Genomic DNA, 15,106 nt, shown 5'->3' with positions numbered 1-15,106 from the left:
GCGGGAGTCTCCAGGACGGTTCTGGTGGGTTGCAGACGTTCGTTGATGCGTCTGTCAGTGGGGTTGAAAAACCGTAGTGTACACCTGTACGTACAGCCGGTACGTACAGGTTTTCCCCGTCCTGGAGTTCGTGTGCTGCCTTAGAAGCGGTAGGCCCCGCTCAGCATGACCGTGCGGCGCGCCCCGTAAAAGCAGTCGCCACGGTCCAGGCAGACGACTTCATAGGTACGGTCGGCGATGTTGTTGACGTTCAACGCGTAGCGCCATGGGCCATTGTCGTAGCTGACCATGGCATCAAACAAGGTCACGGCCGGTGTCTGCGGCGCGCCGCCATCGCGGAATGCCGTCAGGTAGCGCACCCCCGCGCCCACCGCGAACCCGGGCTGGCCGGCCAGGGCGAAGCGGTATTTGCCCCAGAGCGACGCCATGTGTTTGGGCAGGCCTTCCAGCTGCGGATCGGGATCGGTATAGATGTAGTTGGCGATCACGTCCACGTCCTTGGTGACCCGGCCGCGCAGCTCCAGTTCGACGCCGCGCGTGCGCGTCTTGCCCGCCTGGATCTGGTTGTTGGGGTTGTTCGGGTCGTTGGTCTGGCGGTTCTTTTCCCGCAAGTCGTAGGCGGCGGCCGTGAACTCGATGTCGGCATCCTTCGGCATGTACTTGATGCCGGCCTCGACCTGCTTGCCCCGCATGGGCTTCCAGCGCTGGTCGTAGAAGTCGGAACCCGCGATCGGGGTGAAGGATTCGCTGTAGCTCAGATAGGGAGACCAGCCGTTGTCGGCGGCATACATCAGGCCGAAGCGTTTGGTCGTGGCGTAGTCGGTTTCCTTGTCCTGGCCGTCGATACGGTTGTCGGCGCGGTCGCGCCGGATGCCGGCCAGGAAGATCCAGTTCTTGTCGAACTTGATCTGGTCCTGCGCGTAGAAGCCCAACTGTTGCTGTTTCTGTTTCGGCGTGTCGGACAGTTCGTATTCCGGCAGATTGCCATAGACCGGGTGATACAGGTTCAGCGGCGCGCCCAGGCCGCTGGCCGTCTGGCTGGTTTCGCGGTAGTGCGAATAATCCATCCCGAAGATCACGGTGTGCTCGGTGCGGCCCCAGTTCAGCTTGCCTTCGATGTTCTGGTCGGCCAAGAGCGTGCGCATGCGCGGCTTGTTGACGTAGAAGAAGCGGTCCGTGGTGGTCTGGTCCGCATCGATGTACGAATTGCCGCGCCGGTCGCCGTAGACGTTCGGATACAGCGACTGGTAGTCGACCCGGCTGACCGTGTTGCGGAAGTTCTGGCGGAACTTCCAGGTGTCGTTGAACTGGTGTTCGAACAGCCAGCCCACGCTGAATTGCTCGGTATCGTAAGCATCGAAACCCGGTTCACTGACGAAGCGGCGGGTCGGGATGCGGCCGTTCGGATTTTCCTGCACCGACCCGCTCCAGGGCAGGAACGATTGCGTGGTGCCGGCCTTGTCCTTTTGCCACAGGGCCTGCAGGGTCAGCGAGGTGGCGGCGCTGGGACGCCACGTGAGGGAAGGCGCCAGCATCAGGCGGTCGTCGGGCGCGTGCTGAACCTGCGTGTCGCTGTCGCGGCCCACCGCCACGACGCGGTAGAGCCACTGGCCGTCTTCCGTCACCGGCCCGGTCAGGTCCGCCTGGATCTCGCGGCGGTTGTCGTTGCCCAGCACCACCCCGATCTCGCGTTGGGCTTCGGCCTGCGGGCGCTTGCTGACCAGGTTGACGATGCCGCCCGTGCTGCCCTGTCCGTACAGCATGGATGACGGGCCGCGCAGCACTTCCACGCGTTCCATCCCGTAGATCTCGGTGCGTGGATTGTTGTAGTTGAAGAACTGGCGCAGACCATCCAGATATTGCGCCGGTTCCACGCCGCGGATCCGGACATAGTCGCCGCGGTTGTCCACGCCGTAGGCATTGGGCCGCACGCCGGCCGCGTAATTCATGGCGTCCTGCACGTTCTGGGATCCCTGGTCCACGATCTGCCCGCGCGGTATCACCGTGATGGCCTGCGGAGTTTCGGACAGCGGGGTGTCGGTTTTGGTGCCGGTGGCGCTGCGCGTCGCGACGTAGCCGTCGACGGGGCCTGTCGCGGTTTCACCCGTGCCGGTGACCTGCACGGCGGGCAGCACCGTGGCGGGCTCGGTGGACGGGCCGGGTGGGGCGGGTTGGGCCTGAGCCGCCGCGCCGAAGCAGGCGGCCAGCAAGGCGGTGACGGGCAACAGGGTCTGCGGCCGCGCTCGACGCGCGGTCGGATAAGGGTGGCGTTTCAAGAGATCTCCCCGGCGGCTGCTTGGCAGCCGATCACATATAGGAATGGCAACGATAATTATTATTAATTGGGCGTCGGCCAGACACGCGAAATCAGGGGACTCGCAGATGTAAAAAAGCCCTGCAAACTGGCTGCGTGGGCAGTTTTATTGCAATAAATCCCATATTTATCATCGGCTTGGAGCGGGTGCTGGTTTCGGTGCCCCGCAGCGGAGATGTGTTGGCGATGCGCGACAAATGGCGTTTCAGGCGTACCGCGCCCGGCGCGTGCCGCCTTCGCGGCGGCTGGCCTTTTCCGAGACGATATTGTCGTCGGCCATGCGGCGCCCGCGCTGTTCGATACGGGCCAGGAAGTCGCGCAGCAGCGCGATTTCATCGTGGTTCAGGTCCTGCACCAGCAGGTCGTTCAGGCGGGCGACCTCGGGCAGCAGGCGCTGGTAGCGGTCGATGCCTTCGGCGGTGGCCTCCACGCGCACGACCCGGCGGTCGGCGCTGTCGTGAAGCCGCCGCAGCCAGCCCTTTTCGCACAGCGTCCCAAGCGTGCGCGAGGTGCGGGGTAAATCAAGCTTGGCGGCCGCGGCCAGTTCGGCCGAGTTCATGATGCCGCCTTCGACGGCGCAGGCCAGGATCCGCCATTCGCGACGCGTGATGCCGAAACGGCCTTCGCACAGCCGCACGAAGACCGGATTGCTTTGCGACCAGGCCTGGTAAAGCCGGTACATCAGCATGTCCGCCAGATGGGGCGGCTCGGACAGGGGCGTGGAAGGCATGGCGTGCATATCGTTATGGAAAGTCCTGGATTAGATCAACCAACGGCCGCGTTGCTACAGTCCGCTCACTCAATCGGGTATCGGCCAAGCATGGATAACCATAACCGACAGCGGGCCACTGTCTCCAGGAGAAGACAATGCGTAAATGGATGACGGGCGCCCTGGTGGCGACGGCGTTGACCGGGCTGGCCCCGCTGGCCTGTGCGCAGCAAGCGCCGCTGGACGGCCCGCTGACCATCGTGGTGGGCTATCCGCCAGGCGGCAGTTCGGATCGCATTGCGCGGCTGGTGGCTGACCGGCTGAAAGACCGGGCCGGCGTGCCGGTAGTGGTCGAGAACAAGACCGGCGCCGGCGGCCGTATCGCAGCGCAGGGGTTGCATGCGGCGCCTGCCAGCCAGAACGTGCTGATGCTGGCCAACCCGGCCGTGATGGTGGTGGCGCCTCTGGTCTATGCCCAACCAGGCTACGACGCCCAGCAGGACTTCAAGCCCGTGTCGCTGGCCAGCCGCTACAAGTTCGCGCTGGCGGTGCCGGCCAGTTCGCCGATTCAGGATGTGGCGGCATTGCGCCAGTGGCTGCGACAGAACCCCAAACAGTTCACGGTGGGCGTGCCGGCCACGGGCAGCCTGCCGCACTTCTTCGCGTTGATGCTCGGGCGCGAGATCGAGCAGGAGCCGGAAGTGGTCGGCTACCGGGGATCGGCCCCGCTGATCTCGGAGCTGATCGGTGGGATCCTGCCGCAAGGCATCGATACGCTGGACACGCTGCTGCCGCAGCACCGCGCGGGCAAGATCCGCATCCTGGCCACGTCCGGAGACACCCGTGATGCGGATCTGAAGGAGGTGCCCACGTTCAAGGAAAGCGGTGTGAACCTGGCGGCCGACGGCTGGAACGCCTTCTTCGCCCCGGCCGCGATGCCGCAGGCCAAGGTCGACCGGCTGGGCGCGGACATCGCGGCCATCTTGCGCGAACCCGCCATGCAGGAGGCCGTGCGCGGCGTGTTCCTGGAACCGGTTTCTCTCGATGCTGCCGGCACCGCCGACGCGCTGGCCGCGTACCGCAAGCAATGGGAACCGGTGGTGCGGGCCTCCGGCTTCACGGCCACGCAATAAGAGGAGCCGGCATGGGCACCGTGCAGAATGTATTGTTCATCATGGCCGACCAGCTACGGGCCGACCACCTGAGCTGCTATGGCCATCCCTACTTGCAGACGCCCAGCCTGGACGCGCTGGCGGCCCGCGGCGTGCGCTTTGACCGCGCTTTCGTGAATTCCGGCGTTTGCGGCCCCTCGCGCATGAGCTACTACACGGGGCGCTACCCGTCGCGCCATGGCGCGACCTGGAACCGCGTGCCGCTATCGGTCAACGAGATCACGCTGGGCGAGTACCTGGCCGGGCAGGGGCGGGAGTTGGCGCTGGCGGGCAAGACCCACATCATCCCCGACAAAGCGGGAATGGAGCGGCTGGCAATCGATGGCGCCTCCGAATTGGGCGTGTTGCTAAGCCGGGGCGGCTTCACCGAGCTGGACCGCTATGACGGCCATCACACGCCCGGCAAGGAAAGCGGCTACCCCGCATTCCTGCGCCGCAACGGTTATGACAGCGTGGACCCCTGGACCGATTACGTGATCGCGGGCGTGGATGCTGGCGGTAACGTCGTCAGCGGGTGGAACATGCGCAACGTGCATCTGGCATCGCGAGTCGCCGAGCCGCATTCCGAGACCGCGTACATGACGGACCAGGCGCTGGATTTCATGAAGCGGCGCGGCGGCCAGCCCTGGGTGCTGCACCTGAGCTACGTCAAACCGCACTGGCCCTACATGGCGCCGGCACCCTATCACAAACGCTATACCGCCGACCAATGCCTGCCCGTGCGGCGCAACCGCGAAGAACTGGTGGACGCGCATCCCGTTGTCGCCGCATACCGCCAGCAGGAAGAAAGCGTCAGCTTCTCCACGGACGAATGCGTGCGCGTGGTGCGGCCCGCCTATCAAGGCCTGATCCGGCAACTGGACGACCACCTGGGCCGGCTCTTCGACTATATGGAAGGCGCGGGGCTGATGAAGAACACGCTGATCGTGTTCACGGCGGATCATGGCGACTTCCTGGGCGACCACTGGCTGGGCGAAAAGGAACTGTTCTACGACACCGTGCAGCGGGTTCCCTTCATCGTAATGGACCCGTCGGCCGCAGCCGATGCCACGCGCGGCCGCGCCTTGGCGGACATGGTCGAGAGCGTGGACGTGGTGCCCACCGTGCTGCGCGCGCTGGGGATGGCCGGACCGGGCCATCGGCTGGAGGGCCGGGCGCTGCAGGAACTATTGCATGGCCGGGATGCCGCCACACCTTGGCGGGATTGCGTGTTTTCCGAACTGGACTACAGCTTCCGGCAGGCGCGGGTGCTGCGCGGCAAGACGCCGCAGAACGCGCGCGCCTGGTCGGTGCGGACCGACCGCTGGCGCTACGTGCATTGGCTGGACGAGCCCGAGCAGCTCTTCGACCTGCATGCCGATCCTGACGAATTCCAGGATCTGGGCGTGAGCAGCGCGCACGCGGGGGTGCGCGCGCAATTGCGTGAACGCTTGCTGGACTGGATGCTGCGCGGCAAGCGCCGCACCACGATCAGCGACGAAGCCGTGGAAAACGCCACCAACGCGCACAAGCGCGCCGGTGTGTTTTTCGGGCAGTGGTAGGAGGGGCGGCCCTCAGGCCTTTACCGCGGATCGGGTTTGGGATTGGGGGGCGGCATTCTGCGCCTCCGGCTTCAACTCCCGCCGCAATATCTTGCCCACGTTGGTGCGCGGCAAGTCATCGCGAAACTCCACGTAGCGCGGCACCTTGTAGCCCGTCAGTTGCGTGCGGCAATGGGCGATCAGCGTTTCCGCGTCCAGCCCGGGGTCCTTGCGGATGACGTACAGCTTCACCGCCTCGCCCGAGCGTTCGTCGGGCACCCCGACCGCGGCCACTTCGCGTACGCCGGGATGCAGCGCGGCCGCGTCTTCGACCTCGTTGGGATAAACGTTGAAGCCGGACACCAGGATCATGTCCTTCTTGCGGTCGATGAGGAACACGTAGCCGTTTTCATCGACGTAGCCGATGTCGCCCGTGCGCAGGAAGCCGTCCGGGTACATCACCAGCGCGGTTTCGTCGGGCCGGTTCCAATAGCCTTGCGTGACCTGGGGGCCGCGCACGCAGATCTCGCCGCTTTCGCCGATGCCTTGTTCTTGGCCTTCGTCATTGCGGATGGAGATATCGGTGGACGGCACCGGCAGGCCGATCGAGCCGGTGAACACCTTGACGTCCAGCGGGTTGACGGTGACGGCGGGCGAGGTCTCGGTCAGGCCGTAGGCCTGCGCCAGCGACTTGCCCGTGACGGCGCGCCAGCGGTCGGCCACGGCGCGTTGCACCGCCATGCCGCCGCCCATCGTCAGGCGCAGGCGCGAGAAGTCCAGCTTGGCAAAATCGGGATGGTTGAGCAACGCGTTGAACAGCGTGTTGACCCCGGTGAAGGCGGAAAATGGCACCTTGCCCATCTCTTTGACCAAGCCGGGAATGTCGCGCGGATTGATGATGAGCAGGTTGCTGGCGCCGATCTTCATGAAGGTCAGGCAGTTCGCCGTCAGCGCGAAGATGTGATAGAGCGGCAGGGCCGTCACGACGCACTCTTCGCCTTCTTTTACCAATGGCTTGATCCAGGCATGGGCCTGGCTCAGGTTGGCCACCAGGTTGCCGTGCGTCAGCATCGCCGCTTTGGCCACGCCCGTCGTGCCGCCGGTGTATTGCAGGCAGGCGAGGTCGCGCTGGTCCAGCGGTACCTCAGTGAATGGCATGTTGCGGCCGGCACGCAAAGCGTCGCCCAGCCGGACGGCGCCGGGCAGCGACCAGGCCGGCACCATGCGCTTGACGCGGCGGACCACGAAATCCACCAGCCGGCCTTTGACGGGCCCAAGCATTCCTCCGATGGACGTCACCAGCACGCGCTCGATCGCAGTTTGGGGCAGGGCCTTTTGCAAGGTGGCCGCGAAGTTGTCCGCCACCACGATGGCGCGCGCGCCCGAATCGGCCAACTGGTGTTCAAGCTCGTGCGCGGTATAGAGAGGGTTGCAGTTGACCACGACGCAGCCGGCGCGCAGCGCGCCGAACAGGCAGACCGGATACTGCAGCAGGTTGGGCATCATCAGCGCGACACGGTCGCCCTTGCCCAGCCCGTTGGCGTGTAGCCACGCGGCAAAGTCGCGCGTCAGCGCGTCCAGTTCGGCGTAGCGCATCGACTTGCCCATGCTGATGTAGGCGGTCTTGTCCGCAAAGCGGCGGCAACTTTCCTGCACGACCGAGACCAGCGTCGTTACGCCGTCCATCTCGATCTCCGCGGGAACGCCGAAGGGATAGCTCTTGTGCCAGATTCTTTCCATCGTCGTGCCTAGTTGCCCAAGAGGGCTTTCTTCAGGGAGGCCTGCGCGGGGTTGTCACCCAGCCAGACACGCAGCAAGGCGCGCGCGAACTCGGGGCTGTCGACACGGCCCAGTTGCTTGCCGTTGCCCGAGACCGTGACGCCCCGGGCGTCGAAGTCCAGGTCGACCACGTCGCCCGTCTTGGCGGTGCCGATCTCGGCCATCAGGCGGGACAACCGGTCTGCCGGCGCTTTCAGCGCGGCAAGCTCCTGCTTCGGCGTATTGTCGCGCAATCCTTCCTGCAACGCGTCGTCCAGGCTTTTGCTGTCTACGTCGCGCAGCAGCTGCAGGCGCATGCGGCGAGGCTCCGCACTGTTGACCAGGGCCGCGGCGTCGCTGCTCCTGGCGGTGGCGTACAGCGCGGCCACGTAGACCTTCACGACGAACTTGGTGCGCACGCCGGCGCCGTTGAGCACCAGCGCGTGGCCGCCTTCGGACAGCTGTTCCGGCACGCGCACGCCCGCGACATCCATGTCGGCGGCAAACGCAGGCGCACCCGCCAGGGTGGCGGCAACGATGAAGCTCAGGGCGGCGGATCGCCCTCCAGAGATGGGATGCATGGGTCTCCTCCTGTGTTCTTTCGCTTGTAGAACTTCTTGTCGGCGATATAGATCGTGCGTTCCACGACGGCATAGACCACGCCGTCCTTGTCCTTCAACTCCACCGTGTACGTGCGGGTCGTCTCATGGTCCCGCGCCAGGATGCGACGGATCTCGGCAATCTCTCCGGGCGGCAGCCGGAAGTCCACATACAGGGTCGTGTACGCGGGCTTGCGGAAGCGGATCGACGCCGCCTTGTCCCACACGATGTGGTCCGCGCCAAGGGCGGACATCAGCATCGTGGGATGCGCGCCGTCGGTTACCGCGAAGAGCGACCCGCCATACATCGACCCGACGATATTGCGCGTGCGCCGCTGCAGGGGCAGCTTGATGCGGATGTGCTGGAAGTCCGGCGACACATGCAGCACGCGGCCGCCGGTGGCACGAAACGCCGGGTGCAGGTTGAACCCCACCCGCATCAGGCGCGCGCGCCATTGCGGCGACAGGCTCTTGAACCAGTAGGGCTGGATCACATCGCCTCGAACAGGCCAGCCGCACCCATGCCGGTGCCGATGCACATGGTGACCAGCCCGTACTTGCCGCCAGTGCGGCGCAAGCCGTGCGTGATCGTGGCCGTACGGATCGCGCCGGTCGCGCCCAGCGGGTGGCCCAGCGCAATGGCGCCGCCCAGCGGATTGACCTTGGCGGGGTCCAGCTTCAGTTCGCGGATCACGGCCAGCGACTGCGCGGCGAAGGCCTCGTTCAGTTCGATCCAGTCCAGCGCATCTTGCGTGATGCCGGCGCGTTCCAGCACCTTGGGGATGGCGGCGATGGGGCCGATTCCCATGACTTCGGGCGGCACGCCGGCCACCGAGAAGCTGACAAAGCGCGCCAGCGGGCTCAGGTTGAATTCGCGCAGGATGCGGTCGGATACCAGGACCACGGCGGCTGCGCCGTCGGACATCTGCGAGCTGTTGCCCGCGGTGACGCTGCCACGCGCCGCGAACACGGGGCGCAGCCGGGCCAGCGCTTCCGCGCTGCTGTCCGGGCGCGGGCCTTCGTCCACCTCAACCAGGCGGCGCACCACGCGCACGGCGCCGCTGGCGCCATCCGGCAGATGCGACACCACTTCGAACGGCGTGGTTTCCGCGCGGAAGTGGCCGGCCGCGATGGCGGCGCAGGCTTTCTGGTGCGAGGCCAGCGCAAAAGCGTCTTGATCCTCGCGCGAGACCTTCCAGCGTTCAGCGACCTTTTCACCGGTCAGGCCCATGCCGAAGGCCATGCCGATGTTCTCTTCGTGGGCGAAGATGGCCGGGTTCATCGACACCTTGTTGCCCATGATCTGCGGCATGGCGCTCATGGATTCGGTGCCGGCGCCGATCATGATGTCGGCTTCGCCCGTGCGGATGCGGGCGGCGGCATCCGCCACCGCTTGCAGGCCGGATGCGCAGAAGCGGTTGACGGTGACCCCCGCCACGCTTTGCGGCAGGCCGGCCAGCAGCAGGCCGATGCGCGCCACGTTCATGCCTTGCTCGGCTTCCGGCATGGCGCAGCCTGCGATCACGTCTTCAATGCGCGCCGTGTCCAGCCCCGGCACCTGGGCCAACGCGCCGTTCAGCGCGGCGGCCAGCATGTCGTCCGGGCGGGTGGTGATGTAGGCGCCATTGCGCTTGCCCACCGGCAAGCGCGTGGCGGCGACGATGTAAGCGTCCTGAATCTGCTTGCTCATGTTCATTCCTTATATCTCTACAGCGAGACAATCAACAGCGAGACCTATAAACCCCGCTCCCAACGCTCCACGGTCCAATACAAGCGGGGCCGCGCGGATCCGGCTCCGCCGGTCCGCAGCCGGCGCCCCTGGGGGGAAGCGCCGCAGGCGCTGCGGGGGGGATTAATTCCGTAGAGGCTTGCCGGTTTCGAGGGTGTGGCGGATGCGGGCCTTGGTTTCCGGCGTGCGCAAGAGCGCCACGAATTCGCGGCGCTCCACCGCCAGCAGCCATTCCTCGTCCACCTTCGTGCCGGTTTCGATCTCGCCGCCGCACAGGGCCACGGCGGCACTGCGCGCCACGCGATAGTCGTGAGCGCTGATCATGCCGCCTTCGCGCATGTTGACCAGCACCATCTCGAAGTTGGCGATGCCGTTGCGGCCCGCCACCGGGATGTTCGCCAGGCGGGGCGGCGGCGTGTAGCCGGCCTGGGCCGCGGCGCGTGCCTGGCCGATGGCCACATAAAGCAGCTCGTCGGGATGGAACAGCACGATGTCCTGCTCGCGCGCAAAACCCGTGTCGATGGCTTCCAGTCCGCTTTTGGCCACTTGCGCCGTAGCAATCGTCTGGAAGATGGGTTGCAGGTAGGGGAACACCTCGCCGGGGGTGGCGGTCTTGGCGGCCAAGGCGGCCGCGCGACCGGCGAACTCCTTGCTGCCGCCGCCTGCCGGGATCAGGCCGACGCCTGCTTCCACCAGGCCGATATAGCTCTCCAATGCCAGCACGCGGTGCGAGGCGTGCATCAGGAATTCGCAGCCGCCGCCCAGCGCCATGCCCTGCACGGCAGCGACGGTGGGGATCTGCGCGTACTTGAACGATTGGGAGGCACGCTGGAATTTTTCCACCATGGCTTCCAGCATGTCGAATTGGCCGGCTGCGCAAGCCTCGACCACTTGCTGCAGGTTGGCGCCGACCGCGAAGGGGGGCTCGTGCCAGATCACCAGGCCGTCGAATTCGCGCTCGGCGCGGGCGACTGCTTGCAGCACGCCTTCCAGCACTTCGCCGCCCAGTGTGTGGTTCTTGGACGTGACGGACAGGATTGCGATCCCGGTGTCCACGTCGGGCAGATTCCACAGGCGCACGCCCTCGTTCTCCCACACCGTGACGCCGCGGTCGTCGGCCCCTTCGCCGAACACGCGTTCCGGGAACAATTGACGGCGGTACACCGGCAGGGCCGAACGCGGATGCAGGCGGCCGGTGCGCGCGGAATACGAGCCTTCCGGCGTGTGCACGCCTTTGCGGCCGGGTTCCAGCGCCCAGGCGGGCAGGGGGGCGTCGCTCATGGCTCGGCCGGCGGCGATGTCTTCGGCCACCGCGGCGGCGATCGCTTGCCAGCCGGCGGCCTGCCAGGTTTCGAACGGGCCTTGCGCCCAGCCGAAGCCCCACCGCATGGCCAGGTCCAGGTCGCGTGCATTGTCGGCCACGTGCTCAAGCTGCACGGCGCTGTAATGGAAGATGTCGCGGAACAGGCTCCACAGGAACTGCGCCTGCGGATGCTCGCTGGCGCGCAGTGCGGCAAAGCGGCGGGCGGGGTCGCGTTCCTTCAGCAGCGCGGCGACCTCATCGGCCAGCTTGCCGGCGCTGGGCCGGTAGTCTTGCGCCTTCAGGTCCAGCACCAGAATGTCCTTGCCCTGCTTGCGGTAGACGCCGGCGCCGGTCTTCTGGCCCAGCGCGCCTTTCTGGATCAAGGCGGACAACCAGGCGGGCAATGCAAAGTAGCGGTGCCAGGGGTCGTCGGGCAGGTTCTTTTCCATCGTGCCGACCACGTGGGCCAGCGTGTCCAGGCCGACGACGTCCGCCGTGCGGTAGGTGGCGCTCTTGGGGCGGCCGATCTTCGGGCCGGTCAGCGCATCGACTTCGTCAAACCCCAGCCCCAGGCGTGCGGTGTGGTGCATGGCCGCCAGGATCGAGAACACGCCGATGCGGTTGGCCACGAAGTTGGGCGTGTCCAGCGCGCGGACCACGCCCTTGCCCAGCGTGGACGTCAGCCAGGTTTCCAGCTGGTCCAGCACCGCAGGCTGGGTGTGGGACGTGGCGATGATCTCCACCAGCCGCATGTAGCGGGGCGGATTGAAGAAATGGATGCCGCAGAAGCGGTCGCGCAAGCTCGCGGGCAGCGCGTTGGCCAGCGCGTCGATGGACAGGCCGGACGTATTCGAGGCGATGATGGCGTCGGGCGACACATGCGGGGCGATGCGTTCGTACAGCGCCGTCTTCCAGTCCATGCGTTCGGCGATGGCCTCGATGACCAGGTCGCAGCCGCGCAGCGCGTCCAGATGGTCGTCGTAGTTCGCGGGGGTGATCAGGGCGATGCGGGCCGCGCCGGCCAGCGGCGCGGGTTCCAGTTTTTTCAGCCCGGCCAGCGCCTTCTTGACGATGCCGTTGCGGTCGCCTTCGGCCGCGGCCAGATCGAACAGCGTGACGGGCACGCCGGCATTGGCCAGGTGGGCGGCGATCTGCGCGCCCATGACGCCGGCACCCAGGACGGCGACGTGTTTGACGACGAACTTGCTCAAGGGATTCTCCTGGAAAAGCGGGCGGGCGGCGCGAGGCCGCCCGCCCGTGCAAGGCTAGAAGCGGGACGACAGTTGCAGGCCCACGATGTGGCCGCTGCTGTCATAGGTGCCCGCCACGCGGCCCTTGGTCAGCTGATTGCCGGACGTCGTGTCGATGTCCGTCTTGCGCAGGTACAGGTAGGTGTAGCCCAGGTCCAGCGTCGTGTTCTTGGTGGCGGCCCATTGCACGCCGGTCGAGAACCAATAGCGGTCGTTGTCGGGCAACGACGTCGGGCGGTCGGCTTCCTTGTGGACCGGCGACTGGTCATAGGCCAGGCCGAATTTCCACTTCCAGTCGGGAGCGAACTTGTAGTTCGCGCCCACGGCGACGCGCCACGTGTCGCGGAAGTTCAGTGGCAGGTCGTCGTCGCGAGCGCCGGCGCCCGAGTTGCGGATCTTCAGGTCGGGGATGCTGCTCCAGCCCGTCCACGACACGTCGCCCAGCAGCTCCCACCGCTCGTTCAGCTGATGCGTGGCGCTGAGGATCAGCGAGTCAGGCAGGTCCACCGAGGCCTTGGCGTCGAACGAGACCGATGCCTTGGTCGGGCCGATGCTGGTGATGTCGGTATCGCCCTTGGCCGTGTGCTTGATCTTCGAGCGGTACGACAGGCCGATGCGCGTGTCTTCCGTCGGTTGCAGCATGAAGCCCACGTTCCAGCCCCAGGCGTCGCCCTTCAGATTCAGGTCCGCATCGCCGTTGGTGGCCAGCGGCAGGCCGGCGATCGGCACCACCGTTTTCTTCTTGTAGTTGGCGTCGATGTGCTGCCAGTTCACGCCGAAGCCCATCGAGAACTTGTCGTTGACCTTGTAGGCGATCGACGGGTTCACGTTGATGGTCTTGATCTCGAACTTGTTGGAGTGGTACTGGCCGACCCAGCCGTCGTCGTATTCGGTCATCAGGCCGAACGGGGCGCCGACGCCCAGGCCGACGTACCACTGCTCGTTCAACTGCCAGGAGGCGTAGAGGTTGGGGACGACGCCCAGGTTGCCGGCGTCGCCGCCGTTGCCGCCGGTGGGCACCGACCCGTTCAGGCCAGAGCCGGGAATGCCGGGCACGCTGGGGTTGCGGCTGTTGCCGTTGTCCGAGAACTTGAACGAGGGCTTGATGAGGTTGACCCCGCCCGAGAAGTTGATGCCGGGCAGATAGGTCATCCCTGCCGGGTTGTAGTAGATGATGCTGGCGTTTTCCGGGTTTGCCGCCGAGCCCGCGTACGCGTTGCCCAGCCCGCTGGCGTTCTGCTCTAAAAGCTGAAAGCCGGCGGCGTAGGACGTTGCGGATGCGCCCAGGCCGACCACAATGGCCGACAAGGTGCTCAGGGACAATGAACGTCTGCGCATGGTACTGCCTCCTCGAGTTGGATGTATGTCTCTATTGCACTGCCGGTCTGCTTGTCGGGCCGGTCTAATCGGCGTGAGCCGTTTCACTGCTGTGCTTGGGGTTGCTGCCTTGGTAATGCAGGGGTCCGCCCGTGAATGGCGCGAACCCCGTTCCGAAAATCACGCCCGCGTCGGCCAGGTCGGCATCGGCCACGACGCCCGCTTCCACACGTTGCCGGGTAGCGTCGATCAGCGGTTGGATCAGGCGCTTCGCCAGGCCCGCCGGTGCGGCGGCCGGGCTGGCCCCGCCTTGCTTGACCGGTTTGCCATCACGCCAGGTGTAGAAGCCCTTGCCGCTTTTCTTGCCCAGGTCGCCGCGCGCCAGCCGTTCCGCCAGGCAGCGCGGAGGCTCGGCGCCGCCGGCCAGTTCCTCGCCCGCCGCGCGCGCGATGTCCAGGCCCACGGTGTCGGCCAATTCCAGCGGTCCCATCGGCATGCCGAACGCCACCATGGCGGCGTCCACGGTCTCCGGCGCGACGCCGTCATCCACGCTGCGCATGGCCTGCAGCATGTACGGCGCCAGCACGGCGTTGACGAGGAAACCGGGGGCGCTCTTGACGGGCAGCGCCAGCTTGTCGATCTGGCCGACGAAGGCGCAGGCACGCGTGAGCGCGTCGCTGGCGTCGCCCTCGGCATGCACCACTTCGACCAAGGGCATCTTGGCCACCGGGTTGAAGAAGTGGATGCCGATCAGTTGCTCGGGGCGCGCCAAACCGGCGCGCAGGGTTTCAAGCGACAGGCTGGAGGTGTTGGTGGCCAGCAGCGCGCCCGGCTTCATGCGGGGCTCCAGCGACCGGTACAGCGAACGCTTGGCTTCCGGCTGTTCGCTGATGGCTTCGATGACGATGTCGGCCAGCGGCACGCCATTGCCCGCCGGGTCGGGGATCAACCGGTCGAACGCCGCGCGCGCCAGGCGCGGGTCTTTCAGGCGGCGCGCATACAGCGTGGCTGCGCGCTGGATGGCCGGGGCGATGCGTGACATGTCCTGGTCTTGCAACGTAACCGTCAAGCCCTTGAAGGCGCACCAGGCGGCGATGTCGCCGCCCATGACGCCGGCGCCCACCACGTGGACGTGGCGAGCGGGCGTGACGCCCGTTTGCTTGCCATTGGCCTTCAGGCGTTCCTGCAGGCGGAATACGCGCAGCAGATTGCGGGCGGTGTCCGACGCGATGATGCCGTCGATCAGCTCGGGCGCCAGCAGGGCGTTGCCGCCATGCTTTTCCCACAGCGTCACGATGGCGGGCGCGGCGGGGTAGTGGCCCAGGGGATCCTTGGTGGCGATCTGCTTGCGGGCCCGGTTAGCCACGATGGATTTGAGCGGCCAGTGGTTGGCCAGCCCGCCCAGGCCGCGCGCACGGCGCGGCGGCTTGTTCGA

11 protein-coding genes are annotated in these 15,106 nt (G+C 66.4%); 2 read left to right on the top strand and 9 right to left on the bottom strand.

The features are described 5' to 3' along the window. Positions 1 to 140 precede the first annotated feature (140 nt). A complete protein-coding gene (locus AC27VE_RS15945) occupies positions 141 to 2,276 on the bottom strand; it encodes a TonB-dependent siderophore receptor (RefSeq protein WP_488704402.1) in 2,136 nt (711 codons plus the stop codon). 243 nt (positions 2,277 to 2,519) lie between these two features. After that, positions 2,520 to 3,053 carry a MarR family winged helix-turn-helix transcriptional regulator gene (locus tag AC27VE_RS15940; protein ID WP_088589078.1) on the bottom strand — a complete coding sequence of 178 codons (534 nt, stop codon included), beginning with the start codon at positions 3,051 to 3,053 and terminating at the stop codon, positions 2,520 to 2,522. A 128-nt stretch (positions 3,054 to 3,181) separates the two neighbouring features. Here AC27VE_RS15940 and AC27VE_RS15935 point away from each other — a divergent pair, with 128 nt between their 5' ends. Together AC27VE_RS15935 and AC27VE_RS15930 are read left to right on the top strand one after the other, a co-directional pair. Then, positions 3,182 to 4,156, top strand: coding sequence for a Bug family tripartite tricarboxylate transporter substrate binding protein (locus tag AC27VE_RS15935; protein ID WP_088589077.1), 975 nt, complete (start codon positions 3,182 to 3,184; stop codon positions 4,154 to 4,156). 11 nt (positions 4,157 to 4,167) lie between these two features. Next, positions 4,168 to 5,736, top strand: coding sequence for a sulfatase-like hydrolase/transferase (locus AC27VE_RS15930; RefSeq protein WP_488704401.1), 1,569 nt, complete (start codon positions 4,168 to 4,170; stop codon positions 5,734 to 5,736). Between the two features lie 12 nt (positions 5,737 to 5,748). On the opposite strand, the gene AC27VE_RS15925 is transcribed toward AC27VE_RS15930, so the two are convergent. The 7 genes from AC27VE_RS15925 to AC27VE_RS15895 form a co-directional block, all read right to left on the bottom strand. Continuing rightward, positions 5,749 to 7,455 carry an AMP-binding protein gene (locus AC27VE_RS15925; RefSeq protein WP_488704400.1) on the bottom strand — a complete coding sequence of 569 codons (1,707 nt, stop codon included), beginning with the start codon at positions 7,453 to 7,455 and terminating at the stop codon, positions 5,749 to 5,751. 8 nt (positions 7,456 to 7,463) lie between these two features. Beyond that, a complete protein-coding gene (locus AC27VE_RS15920) occupies positions 7,464 to 8,054 on the bottom strand; it encodes a chalcone isomerase family protein (RefSeq protein ID WP_006225545.1) in 591 nt (196 codons plus the stop codon). Then, positions 8,018 to 8,563: a DUF4442 domain-containing protein gene (locus AC27VE_RS15915; RefSeq protein WP_035213518.1), complete on the bottom strand. Its 546-nt coding sequence runs from the start codon at positions 8,561 to 8,563 to the stop codon at positions 8,018 to 8,020. The genes AC27VE_RS15920 and AC27VE_RS15915 overlap by 37 nt, the downstream gene beginning before the upstream one ends. Beyond that, positions 8,563 to 9,762 (bottom strand): acetyl-CoA C-acyltransferase, encoded by a 1,200-nt coding sequence (locus AC27VE_RS15910; protein ID WP_488704399.1) that lies wholly within the window; start codon positions 9,760 to 9,762, stop codon positions 8,563 to 8,565. Before AC27VE_RS15910 ends, AC27VE_RS15915 begins: the two co-directional genes overlap by 1 nt. Before the next feature lie 162 nt (positions 9,763 to 9,924). After that, positions 9,925 to 12,315 carry a 3-hydroxyacyl-CoA dehydrogenase/enoyl-CoA hydratase family protein gene (locus AC27VE_RS15905; protein ID WP_488704398.1) on the bottom strand — a complete coding sequence of 797 codons (2,391 nt, stop codon included), beginning with the start codon at positions 12,313 to 12,315 and terminating at the stop codon, positions 9,925 to 9,927. A gap of 54 nt (positions 12,316 to 12,369) precedes the next feature. Continuing rightward, on the bottom strand, positions 12,370 to 13,692 hold the full coding sequence (locus AC27VE_RS15900; protein ID WP_088589072.1) for an OmpP1/FadL family transporter: 1,323 nt from the start codon (positions 13,690 to 13,692) through the stop codon (positions 12,370 to 12,372). A 64-nt stretch (positions 13,693 to 13,756) separates the two neighbouring features. Continuing rightward, the coding region (locus tag AC27VE_RS15895) for a 3-hydroxyacyl-CoA dehydrogenase family protein (RefSeq protein WP_488704397.1) at positions 13,757 to 15,106 on the bottom strand (1,350 nt) is incomplete at its 5' end.

The sequence above is a fragment of the Achromobacter sp. 18P8.1.1 genome, from assembly GCF_057799415.1.
The sequence above is the reverse complement of the archived record's forward strand: the minus strand, read 5'-3'. Positions and strand labels throughout refer to the sequence as shown.

Excerpts from the sequence above, each read along its gene's own strand:
- AC27VE_RS15940 (WP_088589078.1), bottom strand. The coding sequence starts at position 3,053 with ATGCACGCCATGCCTTCCACGCCCCTGTCCGAGCCGCCCCATCTGGCG.
- AC27VE_RS15935 (WP_088589077.1), top strand. The coding sequence starts at position 3,182 with ATGCGTAAATGGATGACGGGCGCCCTGGTGGCGACGGCGTTGACCGGG.
- AC27VE_RS15930 (WP_488704401.1), top strand. The coding sequence starts at position 4,168 with ATGGGCACCGTGCAGAATGTATTGTTCATCATGGCCGACCAGCTACGG.
- AC27VE_RS15925 (WP_488704400.1), bottom strand. The coding sequence starts at position 7,455 with ATGGAAAGAATCTGGCACAAGAGCTATCCCTTCGGCGTTCCCGCGGAG.
- AC27VE_RS15920 (WP_006225545.1), bottom strand. The coding sequence starts at position 8,054 with ATGCATCCCATCTCTGGAGGGCGATCCGCCGCCCTGAGCTTCATCGTT.
- AC27VE_RS15910 (WP_488704399.1), bottom strand. The coding sequence starts at position 9,762 with ATGAGCAAGCAGATTCAGGACGCTTACATCGTCGCCGCCACGCGCTTG.
- AC27VE_RS15900 (WP_088589072.1), bottom strand. The coding sequence starts at position 13,692 with ATGCGCAGACGTTCATTGTCCCTGAGCACCTTGTCGGCCATTGTGGTC.